The organism is Streptococcus sp. Z554 (assembly GCF_053010305.1).
Genome location: NZ_JBRKNV010000007.1, coordinates 14,757 through 35,007, shown reverse-complemented (window position 1 = coordinate 35,007; position 20,251 = coordinate 14,757). Strand labels below are relative to the sequence as shown.

Annotated in this window: 21 protein-coding genes; 3 read left to right on the top strand and 18 right to left on the bottom strand. The window is 41.3% G+C overall.

Annotated elements, in window-relative coordinates; all coding sequences use genetic code 11:
* Positions 1-30 precede the first annotated feature (30 nt).
* From asnA to ACVC7R_RS06950, 3 genes are all read right to left on the bottom strand, one after another.
* Positions 31-1,023 (bottom strand): aspartate--ammonia ligase, encoded by a 993-nt coding sequence (asnA, locus tag ACVC7R_RS06960; RefSeq protein ID WP_447264082.1) that lies wholly within the window; start codon positions 1,021-1,023, stop codon positions 31-33.
* Positions 1,024-1,118: 95 nt separating this feature from the next.
* A complete protein-coding gene (locus ACVC7R_RS06955) occupies positions 1,119-1,802 on the bottom strand; it encodes a Bax inhibitor-1/YccA family protein (protein ID WP_447264081.1) in 684 nt (227 codons plus the stop codon).
* 52 nt (positions 1,803-1,854) lie between these two features.
* Positions 1,855-2,595, bottom strand: a complete 741-nt coding sequence (locus tag ACVC7R_RS06950) for a TrmH family RNA methyltransferase (protein WP_447264080.1) — start codon at positions 2,593-2,595, stop codon at positions 1,855-1,857.
* Between the two features lie 33 nt (positions 2,596-2,628).
* On the opposite strand from ACVC7R_RS06950, the gene ACVC7R_RS06945 reads away from it, so the two are divergent.
* Together ACVC7R_RS06945 and yidC are read left to right on the top strand one after the other, a co-directional pair.
* A complete protein-coding gene (locus ACVC7R_RS06945; protein ID WP_447264079.1) occupies positions 2,629-2,907 on the top strand; it encodes an acylphosphatase in 279 nt (92 codons plus the stop codon).
* Positions 2,908-2,984: 77 nt separating this feature from the next.
* Complete coding sequence (gene yidC / locus ACVC7R_RS06940; protein WP_447264078.1) at positions 2,985-3,911, top strand: membrane protein insertase YidC; 927 nt, start codon at positions 2,985-2,987, stop codon at positions 3,909-3,911.
* Between the two features lie 227 nt (positions 3,912-4,138).
* Here yidC and pflA read toward each other — a convergent pair whose 3' ends face one another.
* The 13 genes from pflA to ACVC7R_RS06875 form a co-directional block, all read right to left on the bottom strand.
* The gene (gene pflA / locus ACVC7R_RS06935) at positions 4,139-4,933 is read right to left on the bottom strand and encodes a pyruvate formate-lyase-activating protein (RefSeq protein WP_447264077.1); all 795 of its coding nucleotides are present in this window, start codon (positions 4,931-4,933) and stop codon (positions 4,139-4,141) included.
* A gap of 132 nt (positions 4,934-5,065) precedes the next feature.
* Complete coding sequence (locus tag ACVC7R_RS06930) at positions 5,066-6,319, bottom strand: diaminopimelate decarboxylase (RefSeq protein ID WP_447264076.1); 1,254 nt, start codon at positions 6,317-6,319, stop codon at positions 5,066-5,068.
* Positions 6,320-6,391: 72 nt separating this feature from the next.
* The gene (gene purR / locus ACVC7R_RS06925; RefSeq protein ID WP_447264075.1) at positions 6,392-7,216 is read right to left on the bottom strand and encodes a pur operon repressor; all 825 of its coding nucleotides are present in this window, start codon (positions 7,214-7,216) and stop codon (positions 6,392-6,394) included.
* Positions 7,217-7,317: 101 nt separating this feature from the next.
* Positions 7,318-8,259, bottom strand: a complete 942-nt coding sequence (locus tag ACVC7R_RS06920; RefSeq protein WP_447264074.1) for a 3'-5' exoribonuclease YhaM family protein — start codon at positions 8,257-8,259, stop codon at positions 7,318-7,320.
* Positions 8,249-9,505, bottom strand: a complete 1,257-nt coding sequence (gene rmuC / locus ACVC7R_RS06915; protein WP_447264073.1) for a DNA recombination protein RmuC — start codon at positions 9,503-9,505, stop codon at positions 8,249-8,251. The genes ACVC7R_RS06920 and rmuC overlap by 11 nt, the downstream gene beginning before the upstream one ends.
* 1 nt (position 9,506) lies before the next feature.
* Complete coding sequence (locus ACVC7R_RS06910) at positions 9,507-10,169, bottom strand: thiamine diphosphokinase (protein ID WP_447264072.1); 663 nt, start codon at positions 10,167-10,169, stop codon at positions 9,507-9,509.
* Positions 10,132-10,788 carry a ribulose-phosphate 3-epimerase gene (rpe, locus tag ACVC7R_RS06905; protein WP_447264071.1) on the bottom strand — a complete coding sequence of 219 codons (657 nt, stop codon included), beginning with the start codon at positions 10,786-10,788 and terminating at the stop codon, positions 10,132-10,134. Before rpe ends, ACVC7R_RS06910 begins: the two co-directional genes overlap by 38 nt.
* 10 nt (positions 10,789-10,798) lie before the next feature.
* Entirely contained in the window at positions 10,799-11,677 is an 879-nt protein-coding gene (gene rsgA / locus ACVC7R_RS06900; RefSeq protein ID WP_447264137.1) for a ribosome small subunit-dependent GTPase A, read from the bottom strand.
* Between the two features lies 1 nt (position 11,678).
* Positions 11,679-12,551 carry a 16S rRNA (adenine(1518)-N(6)/adenine(1519)-N(6))-dimethyltransferase RsmA gene (rsmA, locus tag ACVC7R_RS06895; protein WP_447264070.1) on the bottom strand — a complete coding sequence of 291 codons (873 nt, stop codon included), beginning with the start codon at positions 12,549-12,551 and terminating at the stop codon, positions 11,679-11,681.
* 19 nt (positions 12,552-12,570) lie between these two features.
* Complete coding sequence (locus tag ACVC7R_RS06890; protein WP_447264069.1) at positions 12,571-13,281, bottom strand: dimethyladenosine transferase; 711 nt, start codon at positions 13,279-13,281, stop codon at positions 12,571-12,573.
* A gap of 85 nt (positions 13,282-13,366) precedes the next feature.
* Entirely contained in the window at positions 13,367-14,758 is a 1,392-nt protein-coding gene (locus ACVC7R_RS06885; protein ID WP_447264068.1) for an SseB family protein, read from the bottom strand.
* Positions 14,759-14,891: 133 nt separating this feature from the next.
* On the bottom strand, positions 14,892-15,455 hold the full coding sequence (rnmV, locus tag ACVC7R_RS06880) for a ribonuclease M5 (protein ID WP_447264067.1): 564 nt from the start codon (positions 15,453-15,455) through the stop codon (positions 14,892-14,894).
* Entirely contained in the window at positions 15,452-16,228 is a 777-nt protein-coding gene (locus tag ACVC7R_RS06875) for a TatD family hydrolase (protein ID WP_447264066.1), read from the bottom strand. The genes rnmV and ACVC7R_RS06875 overlap by 4 nt, the downstream gene beginning before the upstream one ends.
* A gap of 155 nt (positions 16,229-16,383) precedes the next feature.
* Here ACVC7R_RS06875 and ACVC7R_RS06870 point away from each other — a divergent pair, with 155 nt between their 5' ends.
* Positions 16,384-18,228, top strand: a complete 1,845-nt coding sequence (locus ACVC7R_RS06870) for an APC family permease (RefSeq protein ID WP_447264065.1) — start codon at positions 16,384-16,386, stop codon at positions 18,226-18,228.
* 183 nt (positions 18,229-18,411) lie between these two features.
* Here the strand turns inward: ACVC7R_RS06870 and rpmH are convergent, their stop codons facing one another.
* Together rpmH and ACVC7R_RS06860 are read right to left on the bottom strand one after the other, a co-directional pair.
* On the bottom strand, positions 18,412-18,546 hold the full coding sequence (gene rpmH / locus ACVC7R_RS06865; protein WP_000831905.1) for a 50S ribosomal protein L34: 135 nt from the start codon (positions 18,544-18,546) through the stop codon (positions 18,412-18,414).
* A gap of 144 nt (positions 18,547-18,690) precedes the next feature.
* Positions 18,691-19,905: a pyridoxal phosphate-dependent aminotransferase gene (locus ACVC7R_RS06860; protein WP_049494525.1), complete on the bottom strand. Its 1,215-nt coding sequence runs from the start codon at positions 19,903-19,905 to the stop codon at positions 18,691-18,693.
* Between the last annotated feature and the right edge of the window lie 346 nt (positions 19,906-20,251).

The window sequence follows — 20,251 nt, the reverse complement described above, 5'->3', positions numbered from 1 at the left end:
TAAGAAAATCGAACCTCTCGGTTCGATTGTTTAAAGAATATTTTCGTAAGTATCTCTGACTTCTTGTGGCCAAACACTGGTTTGAACTTCACCGATGTGCTTCTTCCGAAGCAAGAACATTGCCATACGCGACTGTCCGATACCTCCACCAATTGTCAATGGGAAGAGCCCATTTAAAAGTGCTTTATGCCATTCTAGGGATAAGCGATCTTCATCACCTGTAATCGCAACTTGACGGCGAAGGGTGTCTTCGTCAACACGGATTCCCATTGAAGATAACTCAAAGGCCGCTCCCAAGTTATCATTCCAAACAAGGATATCTCCATTCAAGCCATGATAGCCATTTTCAGTTTCTGTTGTCCAGTCATCATAGTCAGGTGCACGTCCATCATGAGGTTTTCCATCTGACAATACACCACCGATACCAATCAAGAAGACCGCACCAAACTCTTTACAAATAGCATTTTCACGCTCTTTTGGAGTCAGATCTGGGTAGCGTTCTACCAATTCTTCAGTATGGATAAAGGTAATTTGCTTTGGCAAGATTGACTCAATATCATAGCGAGCTTCAACTGCCAACTCTGTTAAACGAATAGCCTTGTAAATCTTTTCAACTGTTTCCTTGAGATAGGCTAGATTGCGTTGCCCATTTGGAATAACTTTTTCCCAGTCCCACTGGTCCACATAGACTGAGTGAGTCGCATCTAGTGAATCTTCATCCGGACGAAGAGCCTTCATGTGAACGAAGAGGCCTTCTCCTTCACCAAAACCAAAACGTGCCAAGGTATGGCGTTTCCACTTAGCAAGCGAATGCACCACCTCATAGGTTTCATTTGGGATTTGCAGAACTTTAACAGATACCGGGTGTTCAATACCTGAAAGGTTATCCTGCATCCCGTCCCCAACCTTGCTCAAGATTGGTCCCTGTACTTCGACTACTTCTAACTTATCTTTCAAATATTGAGTAAAGGTATTTTTTACAAAGGAAATCTCTTCTTGCTGATGGATAAAACTTTTCTTCATACGTTGCTCCTTTTGAATAATAAAAAGATTATACCTTTTTGTCATTAAAAATGAAAGTAAAAATTAAAAAAGAGCTCATTTGAGCTCTAAAAGTATTAATTGTCTCTTCCAAAGATTCGCAAGAAGCTAAGGAAGAGGTTGATGAAGTCGAGGTAGAGGCTAAGCGCTAAAGAAATTGCCCAACCTGTAGCTACCTGACCGTCTGACTCTTCGTAAACATAACGAATTTTTTGATTATCCCAAGCAATCAACCCTGAGAAGACAAGAACCATAATGATACTAATGATATAGTCCATCAGGTCACTATTTAAGAAAATATTGACAACCATGGCTAGTATCAAACCAAATAAGGCTGCAATCAAAGCACGACCGATCCCACTCAAATCCTTTTTGATGACTACTCCTACGATAGCCATAACAAAGAAGAGAGCTGCACTGGAAATAAAGGCTGTCAAAACTGTCCCAGGAAGATAAAGCGACACAATGAAGCTTAGTGAAAAGCCATTGACCACTGAATATAGTAGGAATATCGGAAGAGTTGCTGGACTATTCTTTGCTGCTAAACCACTTGCAAAAATCACTAGAGCCACTTCAACAATTCCTGTCACGATTAACCATACACGTGCATTGAACATTAACTGTACAAGAAGATCTTGGAAGGTTGTTAACATTAAGGCTGAAACAAGAGCAGATAGAGCAATTCCAATCCCAACAAAAGCATAGACTTTTGCATAAAATTGATTCAAACCTGAACGTTCTTGAATAATTGTTTGATTCATATTTTTTCTCCTTATGAAATCTTTTTACTGATTATAACAAAAATAAAACAATTTAACTCAAATAAAACATGAGTATACCTGCCGCGATGGCAACATTAAGACTTTCCGCCTGCCCCTTCATGCTGATATGAACCAGTTGGTCTGCTTGGTCTGCCATGAATGGACTAATGCCTTGACCTTCATTTCCCATGACTAAGGCAAAATTCTCCAGTCGAGAAAGCTCACGATAATCTTTAGAGTTTTGTGATAAGGTAGTTGCCAGAATTGGTAAATTGCTCTTTTTAGCCTCTTCTACAAAGGGTTCAACAGGCATCCGATAAATCGGTAAATGGAAATGACTGCCCTGCATCGAACGGAGGGTTTTCAAGCTATATATATCCGCCGACTTGCTTGAGACAATGACTCCCGAAAATCCTGCTGCATCTGCCGTTCGGATCATTGTGCCAACATTTCCCGGATCTTGCACATCTTCTAAAAAGAGATACTTCCCTTGGCTCAAATCCGGCAACCGCTCCTCTTCCTTTTGAACAATAGCAACAATGCTCTGAGGCGTTTGAGAATCTGCCAAATTAAACAAGATTTCTTCGGTCACAAAGACAGTCTGAGGATAGTCAATGAGTTTTTCCTCATACTCTGCAAGGGTAAAAATTCTCTCAATCTTTGCACCTGCTTGAACAGCCTCTTCAAACAAATGCCATCCTTCAATTAAATAAGAAGACTTTCGATATTTTTTTTGATGTAATTTCTTGGCATTTTTTACCACAGAATTGGCTTTTGAGGTTATAATAGTCATAGAAATATTATAACACAATCAAGGAGGTTTGGTATGCAAAAGGTGAAAATGATTGCCCAAGGTCGTGTCCAAGGAGTTGGTTTCCGATGGGGTGTCTATACCCTTGCCCTCCAACTAGGTGGCATCACTGGTCGTGTATGGAACAACGATGATGGAACTGTTGAAATTCTTGCCCAAGCAGAGTCTTCAGCCATCATGGCTAAGTTTATCCAAGAAATCCGAAAAGGTCCAACTCCCTTCTCAAAAGTAACCTACCTAGATGTGCAAATGAGTAACTTCCCATCCTATTCAGACTTCAAAGTCGCAAATTAGGTCTCTAGAACTATTGTATATTTTCAAAAAAAACAGTAGAATAGAAAGGTATAATTTTTTAAGAAGGAATTAAAACAGTGAAATCAATTAAACGAATCGCCCTCTCTATCATGGGAGTGGCTATGCTATTAGTCTTAACAGGCTGTGTCCAGGTTGATAAAGCAACCGGACAACCAACAGGATTTATTTGGAATACTATAGGGGCACCTATGGCTGAAGCTATCAAGTACTTCGCTACTGATAAAGGGCTAGGCTTCGGGGTTGCTATTATTATCGTAACCATTATCGTCCGCTTGATTATTTTGCCGCTTGGTATCTACCAATCATGGAAGGCAACACTTCATTCTGAAAAGATGAACGCCCTTAAGCATGTTCTTGAGCCACATCAGACTCGTCTGAAAGAGGCAACAACTCAAGAAGAAAAACTGGAAGCCCAACAAGCTCTCTTTGCTGCTCAAAAAGAACACGGTATCAGCATGTTTGGCGGAGTAGGATGCTTCCCTCTCCTCATCCAAATGCCTTTCTTCTCAGCGATTTACTTTGCTGCTCAACATACAGAAGGTGTTTCTGAAGCTAGCTTCTTAGGCATTGCACTTGGTTCTCCAAGTTGGATTCTTATCGCCTGCGCAGGTATTCTCTACTACGTCCAATCACTCCTTTCTCTACACGGAGTTGAAGACGAGACTCAAAGAGAACAACTTAAGAAGATGATTTACATGAGTCCAATGATGATTGTCATGTTCTCTATCTTCTCACCAGCCAGCGTTACGCTTTACTGGGTTGTCGGTGGTTTCATGATGATCCTTCAACAATTTATCGTCAACTACATTATCCGACCAAAACTTCGTAAAAGAGTACGCGAAGAATTTGCAAAGAACCCACCAAAAGCGAACAAAATTTCAGGTGCTCGTAAAGATGTAACTCCTGAATCCGCAGCAGTTATCTCAACTTCTAACAAGAAAAAAAACAAAAAACGCAATTCTGGAAAACAACATTCTAGATAAGAATAAAAGGAGGCTGGGACAAAAGTCCTAGCCTCTAAATTGTCTTTGGATTGTCGAGCAAGACGCAGTGGTTGAGTGGGCTCTACTAGGCTGATTTCATCATCTTTTACAGCCCTACTCAACTGTGCGGAGGTGGGACGACGAAATCGAATTCTAACGAATGAACGATTTCTGTCCCACTCTCTTTTTCATATCAGAAAAGCCCGATGTTTCCATCAGGCTTCTTTTTATCCATGAACACGTTTCATGTAATCTTGATAACTTTCTGTATCCATCAATTCCTTAGCGTTTTTCACACGTTCTGCTGTCGGAGGTTTCACCCCTTCAAGCGAATAAGGAATTCCAAGTTCACGCCACTTGAACTCACCCATAGTGTGGTAAGGCAAAATCTCAAACTTATCCACATTCTTAAGAGTTTTTACGAACTTACCGAGTTCAATCAAATCTTCATCGCGGTCTGTCAATCCTGGCACTAACACGTGACGAATCCAAACCGGTTTCCCAATATCTGACAAGTACTGCGCACATGCCAAGATGTTTTTGTTGGTTTGACTAGTTACAATTCTATGTTGAGCATCATTAATTTCTTTAATATCAAGAAGAACCAAATCAGTCACAGCCATCAGTTTATCAAATTTTTCGAGGTAGCGAGGCTTGTTACGGAAAGGTAGAGCACAGGTGTCTAGAGTACAATGAATACCTTTTTCTTTCGCTTTTGTAAAGAGAGCAATTAGGAAATCAATCTGCAAGAGAGCTTCTCCTCCACTGACAGTAATTCCACCCTTATCACCCCAGAAACCACGGAAACGAAGTGCTTCTTCTAAGACATCATCTACTGTTCTTTCACGAGATTTATTGCTTTCCATAGCCCATGTATCAGGGTTATGGCAATACTGACAACGCATCTGGCAACCTTGCAAAAAGACAATAAAACGAATCCCAGGACCATCTACCGCCCCAAAACTCTCTGTCGAATGCACCATTCCTGTCACTTGTCCATAGTCAATTGTTTCTTCAGACATAACGCCACCTTCCTTGAAACCGTTTCATAATTTTATTATATCACGCTTGAAAGGAAAAACAATAGATTTTGTCTATTTTTTAGAAAACAATCTGTTTTTCACTTTCAACTTTCATGATTTTCATAAATTCTTCTAGTCTTTGTCAAAGTCAAATCCATAGAGAGTTGCAAAATAGTCCTCTGGTCGCTCTGCTCTGCGGATTAGTCGCGTACCTCCGTCCTCTGTGTAGAGAACCTCTGCTGAACGAAGTTTGGCATTGTACTGGTAGCCCATAGAAAAACCATGGGCACCTGTATCATGAATCACGAATAGATCGCCAATTTCTGTTTGAGGTAATTCACGATTAACGGCAAACTTGTCGTTGTTTTCACAGAGTGAACCAACAACATCAACGACTTCCGTCTGACCATCAGGATTCATCATATTTGTGATGTGGTGATAGGCCCCATACATAGCTGGTCTCATAAGATTGACAGCTGATGCATCTACTCCGAGATAAGTTCGGTAGGTTTTCTTTTTATGAGTTACTCTTGTAACTAGAACTCCATGGGGTGCCAACATAAAGCGCCCTAGTTCTGTAAAAATCTTCACCTGACCAAGACCTGCTGGTGTGAGGACTTCTTCATAAACCTGACGAACTCCCTCACCAATCACAGCAATATCATTTGGCTCCTGGTCTGGACGGTAGTTGACTCCGATCCCTCCAGAAAGATTGATAAAATCTAGTGAAATCCCCAATTTATCCTTGATTTCTACGGCCAAGTCAAAGAGCTGACGGGCTAATTCTGGATAATAGAGATGAGTAACAGTATTGGAAGCTAGGAAGGAATGAATCCCAAAGGTTTTCGCTCCCTTTTCTTTCAAGATAGCAAAGGCTTCAAAGAGCTGTTCCTTGGTCATCCCGAACTTAGCTTCCCCAGGATTATCCATAATATCCGTTCCTAGTTCAAACACTCCACCTGGATTGTAACGGCAAGAGATAATCTCGGGAATCCCAGCTGCACGCTCCAAATGTTCAATATCTTCAAAGGCATCCAAGTTGATTGTAGCCCCCAGTTCACGAGCATAGGCGTACTCTTGGTCTGGGGTATTGTTGGATGAGAACATCATATCGGAACCAGAAAATCCTAGTTTGTGACTCATCAAGAGCTCTACATAACTAGAACAATCCACTCCACATCCTTCTTCTTGCAGAATCTTCAAGATAGCTGGAGTTGGGGTCGCTTTTACAGCGAAGTATTCTTTAAAACCCTTATTCCAAGAAAAGGCCTTGTTTACTGCGCGTGCTTTCTCGCGGATGCCTTTTTCATCGTAGAGATGGAAGGGTGTTGGAAACTCTTCAGCGATCTTTTCTAAGGCTTCACGTTTAATAAATGGTGTTTTCATAGGACTCCTTCATATCCATTATCAAAGAAAGGCTGGGACGAAAGTTCCAACCTTTGTATTTCAAATCAATTCTTATTTTTCTGTTTCAAAGATATTTCCAACTTCAACAGCAATTTGTTGGTTCTTCACATCAATATTGGTAACTTTTAAGAGTGATTTATAGTCAAATTGCTGTTCACGATCTTCCTGCGCATTGTCAGCAAAGACAGCTACACCAGCTAACTCAGAATCAAACTCTGTCAAAAGGCTAATCATACCGTTAATCGTTCCTCCGCCTTTCAAGAAATCATCAACAATCAAGACACGACTTCCTGCTTTAAGACTCCGTTTTGAAAGGAACATTTTTTCAATACGGTCGCTAGAACCTGAAACATAGTTAACACTCACAGTTGAACCTTCTGTAATTTTCAAGTCACGACGGACAATGACAAAAGGTACATTGAGAACATTTGCAACTGCATTTGCAAGCGGAACTCCTTTGGTCGCAACAGTCATCACAGCATCAATCTTTTGATCCATAAAGCTCTTGGCAATAATACGTCCAATGTTTTTTAAAATAGCCGGAGTACTTAATAGGTCAGACAAATAAATGTAACCACCTGGAAGAATACGGTCACTCTCTGACAATTTGTTGCGAAGTTCTTCGATGATTGTTTTAGACTCAAGGGTAGAGATAGATGGTGTGAAAATAACACCGCCACCAGCACCTGTCACTGTTTGAATATGGCCGATTTCAATCTCTTCGAAGGCACGTTTAATAATGACAATATCTTCTGAAATAGAAGATTTAGCAGATTCATACTTTTCCGCAAAGGTATTGAGACTGGTTAATTTGTATGGATTGTTAATCAAGTAATTGGAAATAACAACCATCCGATCACTTCTTCTTAATTTCATTAGTTATTCACCATTCTTTTTTATTAGTCTTTTTCTCATTATATCACACTAAAGCAAAAAAACGAACTTTATTACCTAAATAAAGCTCATTTTTTTAGTTTCTAGTCTAATTTTGGCTTGTAGAAAGAACGATTGTCCATAGCAAAGACTTTATTGGTCATTTCTCCCTCATCAACAAGGGCCAGAGCTGTCGACATCATCATCATGCTAGCATCTAAATTATCAATCATATGAATGATTTCAGCTTCCATCACACGAGGACGAACAGGACTACCATACTCGAGTAATCCATGGTGACTGAGGATAACATGACGTAGGAGAACGACTTCTTCTCGAGTGTCATCGATGCCAAGTTCCATTGTAGCTTTAGTAATTTCGCTATCAATCAAAGCGATATGGCCGATAAGATTGCCTCTTACTGTGTACTCTGTCTGATCGGGACCAGTCAACTCAATAACCTTGGCTAGGTCATGCAACATAATGCCAGCGTAGAGCAAGCTCTTATTCAGCTGTGGATACACATCTGCGATTGCTTCAGCTAAACGAACCATAGTGGCAGTATGATAAGCAAGTCCTGTCTCAAAGGCATGGTGGTTGGTTTTTGCTGCTGGATAGGAGTAGAATTCCTTATCATATTTGGTGTAAAGACTCCGAACGATACGTTGCCAGATAGGATTTTCAATCTTGAAAATCATCTGTGCCATATACTCGCGGATTTCCTTTACATCTACTGGGGATTTTACCTTGAAGTCTGCTGGGTCATTGGGTTCACCAGGCTGAGGTAAGCGAAGGGTGATTTGATTTACCTGTGGAGTATTGTTGTAAACTTCACGACGCCCCTGCATGTGGACAACTTTCCCTGCAGTAAAGGCCTCAACATTGTGAGGTTGGGCATCCCAGAGTTTCCCTTCGATTTCCCCACTATCATCTTGGAAGGTAAAGGCTAGGTAGTTTTTCCCAGCACGTGTCTGTCTTAAGTCAGCTGACTTGATCAGGTAAAAGCCTTCAAAAAGCTCATCTTTTTTCATGTGACTAATCTTCATATTCTTCCTCATTTTCTTGGAACTGGAGTAGATCAAGCTCTGGCTCACCTTCTGATAACTCAATGTGACGGAGCGTCCGCTCGATAGCTGTAGTACGACGGTTTAGTAATTCATCAATATTGCCAGAGGCATGTTGGAGGTGTTTTTGCGCTTTAACCAAAATACCACCAAACTTGCCAAATTCGGTTTTGACACTAGCAAGGGTTTTACTGATATGATCAGCACTCTTTTGAATGTTTAGAGTCTTAAAGCCAACTGATAGGGAGTTAAGAAGCGCGGACAAGGTACTTGGCCCTGCAACGATAATCTGCTCCTCCCGTCTCAAATCATCAAAGAAGACAGGATTACGAACAATTTCTGAGTAAAGACCTTCTGTTGGAACAAACAAGACTCCAAAATTTGTCGTCCGAGGTGGCGCCAGATACTTGCTCTTGATATCCTTAGCAAAGCGCTTAACACTTGCTAGGAGAGATTTACGACAACGTTCGATTTCATCCTTGTCACCTGCTTCATAAGCTTCTTCTAAGCGGTAATAATCCGCCAGTGGAAACTTAGAGTCAATCGGCAAATAGACATATTCTTGGTCGCCTTGCCCAGGCAACTTGATGGCGTATTCCACACGTTCACTCGAATTTTCAACCGTTGCAAATTCTCGTTCATACTGGGCAGGTGTCATGATATCCTCTATGATTTGCCCCAGTTGTAATTCTCCTAGAATTCCTCGAGTTTTTGTGCCAGATAAGACCTTATTAAGGGCACCGACATCACGGGCAACCGTCTGCATTTCTCCAAGGCCACGATTGACAGATTCCAGTTGTTTGGAGACTGTCTCAAAAGACGCTTGCAAGCGTGTCTGTAAGGTCTTTTCTAGCTTTTCCTCGACCGTTTGACGCATTTGTTCCAAGCGTTGCTCATTTGACTCCTGCAAGGCTTGTAGTCTTTGGTCAGTCTTATCTCTGGTTTGGAGGAGATTTTCATTCATCTCCTGTCGAACCTGAGTCAGACCTTGGTGCAATTCGATTCGCACCTCCTGCAAACGGTCGCTAACAGCCACTTCTAGATTTTTTTGGTCAAGCTGACTTGCTTGTCGCGCTTGCTCAAATCGATAATCTAACTGGTCTGAAAGGTTATCTGCCTGGTCTTCTAAACTTTTGGTCAGATATTTCTCCTGCTTGTCCTGCCTTTGCCAAATAAGAAAGAGGCCGGCTAGGTTGGCTATTAATAACAGTAGTAATATAATCTCCATCCTATCTCCTGTCCTTGCTATGCAGTACAACCACATAGCCATCTGGGCAAGTCACCGAAACTTCCCTATCTATATATTCGTTAGAAGCGTAAACTTTCTTAAAGAAAAAATTTGCCTCCGTCAGTTCATACTTGGCTCCGATAATAGTCAACTGACTATCCCTTACAGGCATAAAAGCAAGATAATTATAGTCCGAACGTGGTTTTAGTTGACTGGTACCTTCTGGACAATAGCTAATCAAGTTTTGCCCATCCTCAATCTCTATTTGGCGCATATAGGGGGCCAATTTGGGATTGCTGGGTAGAAAGACATTGGCCAGCATATGATCGATGCGACCACCTAGGGCACCAAAAATGGTCACCTGTGCTTGAGGGTTCTTTTCGAAAATCGTTAAAAGTGCTAGTTCTAGATCGGTATCATCTTTTTCTGGCTGGGCTTGAATAAAGTACTGAGTTTGTTTTTTAATTACTTCACGCTCTTCTACAGTAACAGAATCAAAATCCCCAACGGCTAGAGCAAGAGGAAGTTTTTCCTCCAACACCCAGAGCGATCCTCGATCCACACCAACAAAACAATCAAAATCTGTCCGATAATGTCCTCGGTCTCCACCAGCAAAAACTGCAACCTTAGTCCAGTTGTTTTCGGAGAGCTTGCACTCGTTCATCGACATCTCCTTTAAAGACATAGGATCCTGCTACAAAGACTGTAGCACCAGCTTCTTTGGCTTGAGCAATCGTTTTGTCATCAATCCCGCCATCCACTTCAATCTCAAAGTTCAAGCCTTTTTCCTCACGAAGGAGAACTAGCTCACGAATCTTATCCATGGTTTCAGGTAGAAAGGCTTGCCCACCAAATCCAGGATTCACCGTCATGACCAAAACTTGATCAACTAGATGAAGGACATGCTTGATAGCCTCAACTGGTGTTCCAGGATTGATCACAACCGATGGCTTGACACCTAGAGAACGAATCTTTTGGAGAGCGCCATGAATATGAGGTGTTGCCTCTACATGAATACTGATGATATCTGCACCTGCACGCGCAAAGTCTTCTAAATGATGCTCTGGATTAGAGACCATCAAGTGACAATCAAAGACCATCTTACTATGGGGGCGAAGACTTTCGACCACACCTGCACCAAAGCTGATTTGTGGCACAAAGTGACCATCCATGATATCGATATGGGCGTATTCTGCACCAGTTGCTTCTAGGCGTTTGATTTCACGTTCAAAGTTGGCATAATCTGCTGCCAGAATTGACGGAGCAATCTTGTATTGAGACATTGGTTTCTCCTTATTTTGGAATTTTTTTGCTGACTTTTTTATAAGTTTCTCTGCGATTCTCAATTTCACTTAGGAATTGCAAGTAGTTATCAAAACGGAAGGTCGCAATGATACCCTCTTCGACTGCTGGTTTGACTGCGCAAGATGGCTCATGAGTATGCGTACAAGTACGGAACTTACAATCTCGGCTAACAGAGGCAATTTCTGGAAAGGCCTGATTGAGGTCTTCTGCTGTTGCCACTTCATAATCCAGAGATGAAAATCCTGGCGTGTCTGCGATTTTCCCACCATTGAGATTGTAAAAACTAACAGCTCGAGTGGTATGACGACCACGACCTAGACTATCAGAGATTTCTCCCGTCTCTAGATTGAGGTCAGGTGCGATTTTATTAAGAAGGGTTGACTTACCAACACCTGTCTGCCCCATAAAGACTGTCACCTTCTTTGTCAATAGTGGCAAGAGCTCTTCCTTACCGGTCACAAAGTCGTAACCAATAGCACGATAGGTTTGCTCGTAAAAATCCAACTCTCCTCGATCCGACAAGAGGTCCATTTTAGAAATATAAACGATGGGATGGATGCCCTTATGTTCCAAGAGAACCAAGAACCGATCCAACAAGTTGCTATTAAAGTCAGGTTCTTTAACTGACATAATGACAACGGCTTGGTCAATATTGACAATAGGCGGACGAACCAGACTATTTTTTCGTTCCTGAATTTCTAAAATATAACCTTCTGAGTTCTCTTCCGCAGAAAATTCTACCCAATCCCCAACGTAGGGTGTGTGGCCTTTTTTACGAAAATTCCCACGCGCGCGTGTTTGATAAACCTGGTCATCACTCTCCACATAGTAGAAGCCAGCCAAGGCTTTAATGATTTGTCCCTGCATCTTAGAGTCCTTGTCCTTTAAGTGCATCTGCTAGGCTAGCAAATTCTGCCAAGCTGAGAGCTTCACCACGTACACTTGGTGCCAGTCCAGCCTGATCCAAAGCCTTGGTCAATTTATCCTTAACTTCCTCAGACTTCCCAAAGTAACCTGTCAAGTTGTTCCACAAGGTCTTGCGGCGGTGAGTGAAGCTGGCCTTAGAAACCTTAAAGAAGAAGTTCTCATCTTCTACCACAACCGCTGGCTCTGGACGACGTACCATTTTTAGGATAGCTGAGTCCACGTTTGGCGCTGGCACAAAAACCGTCCGAGGTACGATAAAGGCAACCTTAGCCGTCATGTAATACTGCACAGCAATGGACAAGCTACCGTAGGCCTTGGTATTTGGTTGAGCAGAGATACGATCCGCCACCTCTTTTTGCATCATGACCACAAACTCGCTAAAAGGAATGCCACTCTCGATTAAATGCATGAGAATAGGCGTCGTAATGTAGTAAGGCAAGTTGGCTACTACCTTGATTGGCAAATCAGGATTTTTGAAATTCTGGATATGCTGCGCCAAATCGACCTTGAGAATATCCTCGTTGACTACGGTCACATTGTCAAAATCACGCAGGGTATCTGCCAAAATCGGTACCAAACGGTGGTCAATCTCAAAAGCCATGACTTCTGCTGCACGCTCCGCCAAAAATTCAGTCAAGGCACCAATCCCTGGACCAATTTCGATAACATTAACCTGGTCATCAACTTCAGCCGTATCCACGATTTTTTGCAGGATATTGGTATCCGTCAGGAAATTTTGCCCAAAGGATTTTTTAAAGGTAAAACCGTGACGCTCCAGCACTGCCTTGGTCACGCTATAATCTGCAATTCTCATTTATTCTCTTTTCTAATTATTAGCTAAAAATAATATATAGAAACCACATAATTCCTGCCAACAAAATACAAAATACAAATAGAACACGATGTTTGTTCCCTTTTGTATCGGCTCCAGTCATATCAAGCTGTTTTTTATCTTCTTGGGGGTTCATTTTCTTCCATTCATCCTGATAGGCAACCGAATCTAGAATATTGTCTTCTGGTAATAATTCTGAGGCATAATAATCAGGGAAACCCATAGCAAGGCCAATTAAGTTCTTATCCGTTAGACAAAAATCTAAATCTTTTGGTTGATTTTCCTGAATAGCTCGGATATTTTTTAACAGTTTATCCGCGACTACAGACACTTGGTCCATAAAAACCACCTCCAAAACATCAAAGCCAAGCACATCATCGTCTTTGACATTTGCAAGAATATAACGAACAAAGTCATCATAGAGTTGCAAGGCTTGCGGGGCACTCTCTTCTAAAAAAGAGCGGTTTTGGAGGGCATTCTGCTGGAATTTTTCAATCGGAAGTAAGATATCTACATTCTGCTCTTGGTAAAACTTTTCTGCTTGTTCTTCATCTTCTTCGAGTTTTTCTGCTGTTTCCCAGAGAGAAATGGAAGTTCTTAAATCTTCTTCATCCCAAAATAATTGCCAAAAATAAGGGATTGTGTAGACGCCCTCCGCTAAAATACGTGCTTCATCCCCATTTTTTAAATAAATATAGCTTCTATTTGCCATATGGTTTCCTTTCAAAATCTTTGAAGAAGTTTAGTGCTGCAAACAAGAGTTAAAAAACTCTGTAGTTTTAATGCAAAAGAACTTTCTAATCTTGAGCTCTTCCTTCTTGTCTCTCACTTAGCTCTTGCATTTCTTTAAAAGCTGTTAGACTAACATAAGCACCTGCTTCATAATACTCCGTTGGATTTATGGCATAGTCAAATCCTTCAATCATGCCTCCAGCTTCTTCAATCATGCCATTCCACTTTTCATCAAAGACCATTCGCAGACGCTTCCAATCGGTAAAGACTGGGACAGAATTTCGTCCATCTTTTCCTTCTCTAACGGGTATATTAAAGTTTGCATCTTTTTCCAAAACAAAGGAATTTCCTTCTGAATTATCCTCTGGAAATCCTGATGTTGCATCTAATGGAAGCAAGAATTTTGCCTTAGGCATAGCCATAGAAAAGAACTTGTAGTAAAGCCCATAAACTAGTTTTTGCTCTTCTGTAGTCGGTTGTTCCATCTGCCCCATCAAGAGCATCCATCTCATTAGGTCGGGATTCATGACAGGAACTTGTATTTCTGGCAAATCAGAGAAATCTGGTTTTTGGACCAAGGCTGAAGCACTGATACTGACTTCCTTAGAATTAAAGATTACTCCCAGGGCACCATTTAAGTAAAAGGCTGTCCCAAGGAAATTTTCAATTCCTTTTTTATCTTCTGTATTTTCAATCAGTTTGACGACTGAGTTTGGTCGACTTTCAATGGTTTCCTTGAATTGGCGATACCAAGATGGGGTCAAAAGCATGATCATGGGATCAGTACACAGATAACCTTCCTCACCTCTATCATAAGTAGTTGAAAAGAGGTAAGGTTCGCCTGTTTTTTCCGAATAAACTGCATAAACTGAATCTGCTTCTAAAAGCTTATCTTTAACGATTTCCGCTAGACGTTCTAACTTGCGAGTGTTGGATTGGTAGCTTTCTTCGCTTTCAGTTTCCTGATTTTGACGGCATTTCCATAAAAAGAGACGTAAAATCTCTACACTGTCATCAAGGCTAGCTGCCAAATAGTCTTCATTGGTCAACTGGCCCTCTTGGATGGCTACAAAAGCACGATACAGAGCATCTGAGTAGCTAGATAATCTTTGCTCTTCATCAATGCCTGAGCTATAGAGCACACTTCCCTTTTTAAGTTTAGGCAAGGAAGGATCCCTATCAACCACTAGATGTGCGAGAACTTCATCCGTTAGACTGTCTGCATCTTTGTTTTGACTACTGAGCTTTTTGACTTCTACAGTACCAAGAGCTTCCATTCCTTGGTCAGGATTGCAAAACTGCAACTGATCCCCAACCTTGAGAGTCCCTTCTAAACTCCCAACAATCAACAATTGATTCGTTTCCTTCATTGGGAGAAAGTCCAAAACTCCCACACATGCATTGTTTTTAGACTCTTCTTCCGCTTCAGTCTTTTTCAAATAATCAAAGATTCCCATAAATTTTCCTCATTATCTCCACTCAACACAAATTCTATGGAGTCGTTTTTCTAATGCTTGCAACCAAGCCTGATTAAACCGTATACGATTACTTCTATTGTATCATATTCCCTCGCTATTTTGGGGGAGTTTCTCAATTCTCATAATATTTCATGGCCTCTTCAATTTCTGCCAAGCTGATTCCAAATAATTCTAAACGCTTGAGAAGTTGTTTGCCATTGGAATAGCCGATGCGAAGGCTTTCTCCTAGATATTCTCTGCGTTTTCGGCTATCCGCTCCCGCTAGGAAACCCAGACGAATCAAGTCACTACGGCTAATATCAAAGTCATTTTCTGCTTCAAACTGCTCGGTAACTTGTGCCAAAGCTGTCTTCAAGTCTTCATAACTAGCATGCTCGATTCCTAAGGAACGTCCCTTGGTCTTGGACTTAGGAACTGCTTCATCACGTTTGAGAAAGGCGTGTTGCACTGTCGGAATGGCCGTCATAATCATCCGACGAATCCGCTCCCCATTAAAATCAGGGTCTGTAAAAACAATTACTCCATGACGTTCATGTAGACGTTGGATACGCTCCAGGTCCTGCTCATTGATAGCAGATCCACGAGTCTCATAAGTCGCTACATCAAAATAACGTTTTAGATTTGCCGTATCATCACGTCCTTCGACTACGATAACTTGGGATATTTTCTCTTTCATGATTTACGTTCCAATCCAAAGATGCCTTCTGCATTGGTACTTGTCGCAACTGCCAAATCTTCTGTTGTCATACCACGCAAGTCCGCAATAAAGTCTACTACATAGCGCGTGTAAGCTGTCTTGTTTTCACGACCACGCTTGGGTACTGGGGCTAAATAAGGTGCATCCGTTTCTACCAAAATCTTATCCAAAGGTAACTCTTTGGCTGCTTCCTGAATGTCTGTTGCCTTCTTGAAAGTCACCACTCCAGAAAAGGAAATAGTCATCCCAAGATCTACAAACTTCTCCGCCCAATCCAAAGAACCTGAGAAGGAATGCATGATGCCGCCACGAGGACCAACTCCTTCACTCTTGATAATCTCATAAGTATCTTCAAGCGCATCACGGGTGTGAACCACAAAAGGTAAGTCCAGTTCCTTAGACAGCTGAATCTGACGACGAAAAACCTTTTCTTGAACTTCCTTAGATGCCGTCATCCAGTGGTAGTCCAAACCAATCTCGCCCAAGGCAACAACTTTTGGATGTTTTAGTTTTTCTAGCAAGTAAGACTCAACATCCTCTGTATATGTCCCTGCTTCCGTTGGATGCCAGCCAATCGTCGCATAGAGTTGGTCATACTTGTCCACTAGTTCAAGAGCACGCTCAATGGTCGGTTTGTCAAAGCCAACAATATTCATCCGAGTTACGCCCATTTCAGTCGCTAAGGCAAGTTCTTCTTCTTCGCGTCCCAAAAATTCTTCCACATTCAAGTGGGTATGAGTATCAAAAATCATTTATATTTCCTCGTTTTTTCTACCTTCTATTATACCAAAAAAACTAGTCTCATCCTTATAGGAAAAAATGTTTTGAAATCATTCATTTTTTCTTGACGGCTTTTTTTCATAGCAGTATAATAACTCTTGTTGAAATTTTCAGAAAAGGAAAGAAAATGTTTACAAAACTAAAATATACCTTTATTGGTCGTCCCCTTAAGTCCTTAACTGAAGGCGAGGGAGGACTACTTGGAAAAACGCAGGCACTCGCAATGCTATCAAGCGATGCTCTATCATCTATTGCGTACGGGCCTGAGCAGGTCGTTCTCGTATTGGCCAGCCTTTCTCCGCTTGCTATCTGGTGGAGTCTGCCTATCGGCATTTTTGTCCTCTTACTATTAGCTAGCCTGACCATTTCTTATAGACAAATCATCCATGCCTACCCTCAAGGTGGAGGTGCCTATATGGTTACTCGAGAAAACCTCTCCCCTGAGTTAGGTTTGATTGCTGGGGGAAGTCTGCTTGTTGACTATATGCTAACAGTAGCCGTATCAGTGGCAGCAGGAGCTGATGCTATCACAGCTGCACTTCCTGCCCTCCATCCTTACAACCTCCACATCTCCATTTTTCTAGTATGTTTGCTCATGCTTTTAAATCTACGAGGACTAAAGGAATCCGCAAGCTCTCTGATGATCCCAGTCTATCTCTTTATCTTTAGTACGGTCTTCCTCTTATTGTTTGGTTTCTTCCAACTATTGACAGGTTCTCTCAGTTATCATGCAACTTCTGCAATTGGTCAAACTGTCCCAAGTCTGTCAATTGTCCTAATTTTAAGAGCCTTTACCAGCGGTTCGGCCTCACTAACTGGAGTTGAAGCTATCTCAAATGCCGTTCCATTTTTCAAGACCCCCAAAGAAAAAAACGCAGCTCAAACATTGACCATCATGTCTCTGATTCTTGGATTTCTATTTGCAGGGATTACCTTCTTAAACTACTGGATGGGGATTACACCTCAACACGGAGAAACAATCCTCTCACAAATGGCTAAAGGGATTTTAGGGGATTCAGCTCTCGGTCAGATTGTTTATTATCTCTTCCAATTCTCAACTGCCCTAATCCTAGCTGTTGCTGCAAATACTGGTTTTTCTGCCTTTCCAATGTTGGCTTACAATATGGCTAAGAACAAGTACATGCCCCATCTCTTTATGGAAAAGGGAGACCGCCTTGGTTACTCAAACGGTATTTTAACCTTAGCTTTTGGTGCTATAATCCTTCTGCTTATTTTCAATGGAAACACAGAACGCTTAATCCCTCTTTATACTATCGGAGTTTTCGTCCCCTTTGCACTTTCTCAAACAGGGATGATTCGCCACTGGAAAAAAGAAAAAGGCTCTCATTTCTTAAAATCTGCCTTTGCTAACATCCTCGGCGCTATCATTTGTTACGCCATTGTCCTTATTCTACTCCTCTTCAGGCTTGGAGATATCTGGCCATTCTTCCCAATTATCCTGGTATTGACCTTCCTATTTCTGTCCATCCACAGTCATTACCAAAAAGTGGCCAAACAACTTCGACTTTATGAAGGAATTCAAAAGAAAACCTACGATGGCAATGTCGTTCTTGTCTTAGTAGGAAATGTTACTCGAGTAAGCGTCGGAGCGATTAATTACGCTCAAAGCATCGGAGATGAAGTTTTGGCCATGCACATTTCCACTAAGGAAACTGAGGAAAAAGACCAAGAAATCCTCCAAGAATTTGCCGACTACTTCCCAAATATCACTCTAAAAAACATTAATACCAGCTATCGCGATATCATCACACCTACAGTTCGATATGTTCGAAAGATTTCTCAAGAAGCCAAGAAAAAGAACTACACGGTTACAGTTCTAGTACCCCAATTTATCCCTAACAAACCTTGGCAAAATATCCTCCACAATCAAATGAGCCTTAAATTAAAATATGCTCTCAGATGGCACGAAGATGTCATCGTGGCTAGCTACTCTTATCATTTGAAAGAATAAAGAAAAGCTCAAAATCAGAGAAATCCCCTCCTGATTTTGAGCTTTTTCTATTGATCATCTTTCCAATGCATCTTCTACAGTTTTCAGATTACATCAATTGCCATAGAAGTTTCTCTCTTTTAGATAAACAGAAAAGTCAGTAGGCTCGAGTTCCTACTGACTTCTTTGTTTCATTTGTTTGGATTATGCAGCCAAAACTTTGCGTCCTTTACGACGACGAGCTGCCAATACGCGACGACCGTTTTTAGTTGACATACGGTTACGGAATCCGTGTTTGCGCGCACGACGAAGTTTACTTGGTTGATAAGTACGTTTCACGATGAATACCTCCTCATAGATTTTGTATTCGTTTAGCCGGCTATAAAGTGATCAGTTACTAAACATACTTTACTATTCTATCTGATTCTTACGTATTTGTCAATAGCTCTGACAAATGTTTCCAGCTTTTTTGCTATGAAAGCCTTATCTACGATACTGCTTCAAGAAGCGAGTCATCTTTTCCTGTATTTGGGCCAACTCATCGACACGTGGTAGATAAACGATTCGGAAGTGATCTGGTTCTTTCCAGTTAAAGCCACGTCCATGTACCAAAAGCACTTTTTCTTGTTTCAAGAAATTGAGGACAAATTGTTCATCGTCATCGATACGATACATATTGCGGTCGATTTTAGGGAAGATATAAAGACCCGCTTTTGGCTTAACAGCTGATAAGCCAGGGATATCTTGAATGGCATTATAAATAAAGTTTCTTTGTTCATAGATACGACCACCAGGAAGAAGCAACTCATCCACTGACTGGTGACCACCTAGTGAAGTTTGAACAACCTGTTGAGCAAGCACATTCGAACAAAGTCGCATGTTTGAAAGCATGTTGAGACCTTCAATGTAGCCCTTTACATGATGTTTAGGTCCAGACAAGACCATCCAACCAACACGGAACCCAGCGATACGGTGAGATTTAGACAGACCATTCATGCTGACACAGAAAAGGTCTGGAGCCAAACTTGCGACTGGTGTGTGGACATTCCCATCCATAACCATACGGTCGTAAATTTCATCCGCAAAGATAATCAAGTCATTTTGACGAGCAATCTCGATGATATCTAGTAAGAGTTCTTTAGGATAGAGAGCCCCCGTTGGGTTATTCGGATTGATCAAAACAATGGCCTTAGTATTTGAACTAATCTTAGACTTAATGTCATCTAGGTCTGGATACCATTCCGCTTCTTCATCACAGACGTAGTGAACGGCATTTCCCCCAGCCAAGCTGACTGCCGCTGTCCAAAGTGGATAGTCAGGCATAGGAACCAAGACTTCATCGCCGTTATCCAAGAGACCTTGCATGGACATGACAATCAACTCACTAACCCCATTTCCAAGATAGATATCATCGATACCTACATTTGGGAAGTTTTTCAGTTGGCAATATTGCATAATCGCCTTACGAGCCGAAAAAATCCCTTTTGAATCTGAATAACCTTCACTATCACGGGCATTCATAATCAAGTCGTGTATAACCTCATCTGGTGCTGTAAAGCCAAACTCAGCTGGGTTTCCTGTATTTAGACGCAAAATCTTTTCACCATTTGCTCGCATGCGCATGGCTTCTTCCAAAACTGGACCACGGATATCATAAGCCACATGCTCTAATTTTATTGATTTGTTAAATTCTTTCATTTGAGTTCCTCTATTCATCAGGATAGTTAATATTATACCACTCCAAAACGAAATCGTAAATTTCCCAGTACTATTCCACAAAAAACCTTGCTTAACGCAAGGTAACAGGACAAATCCGATTTCTTTCTATTTTGGGAGAAGAAAGAGTAGATATACTTCTCTAAAAAGCTGGACAAATTGGACCAAAATCTTTGTAGAGAAACTCTGGTGATCGAAAACAAAGTCATTGTAAGGGATGGTAACTGCATGAACAAAAGAATTTCTACTTCTATTCAGCAAAACGCAAAGAAAAAATAAGTAGACTGACCAGCATTAGGAATAATGTTAGACTAAGCCGAGTCTAGTT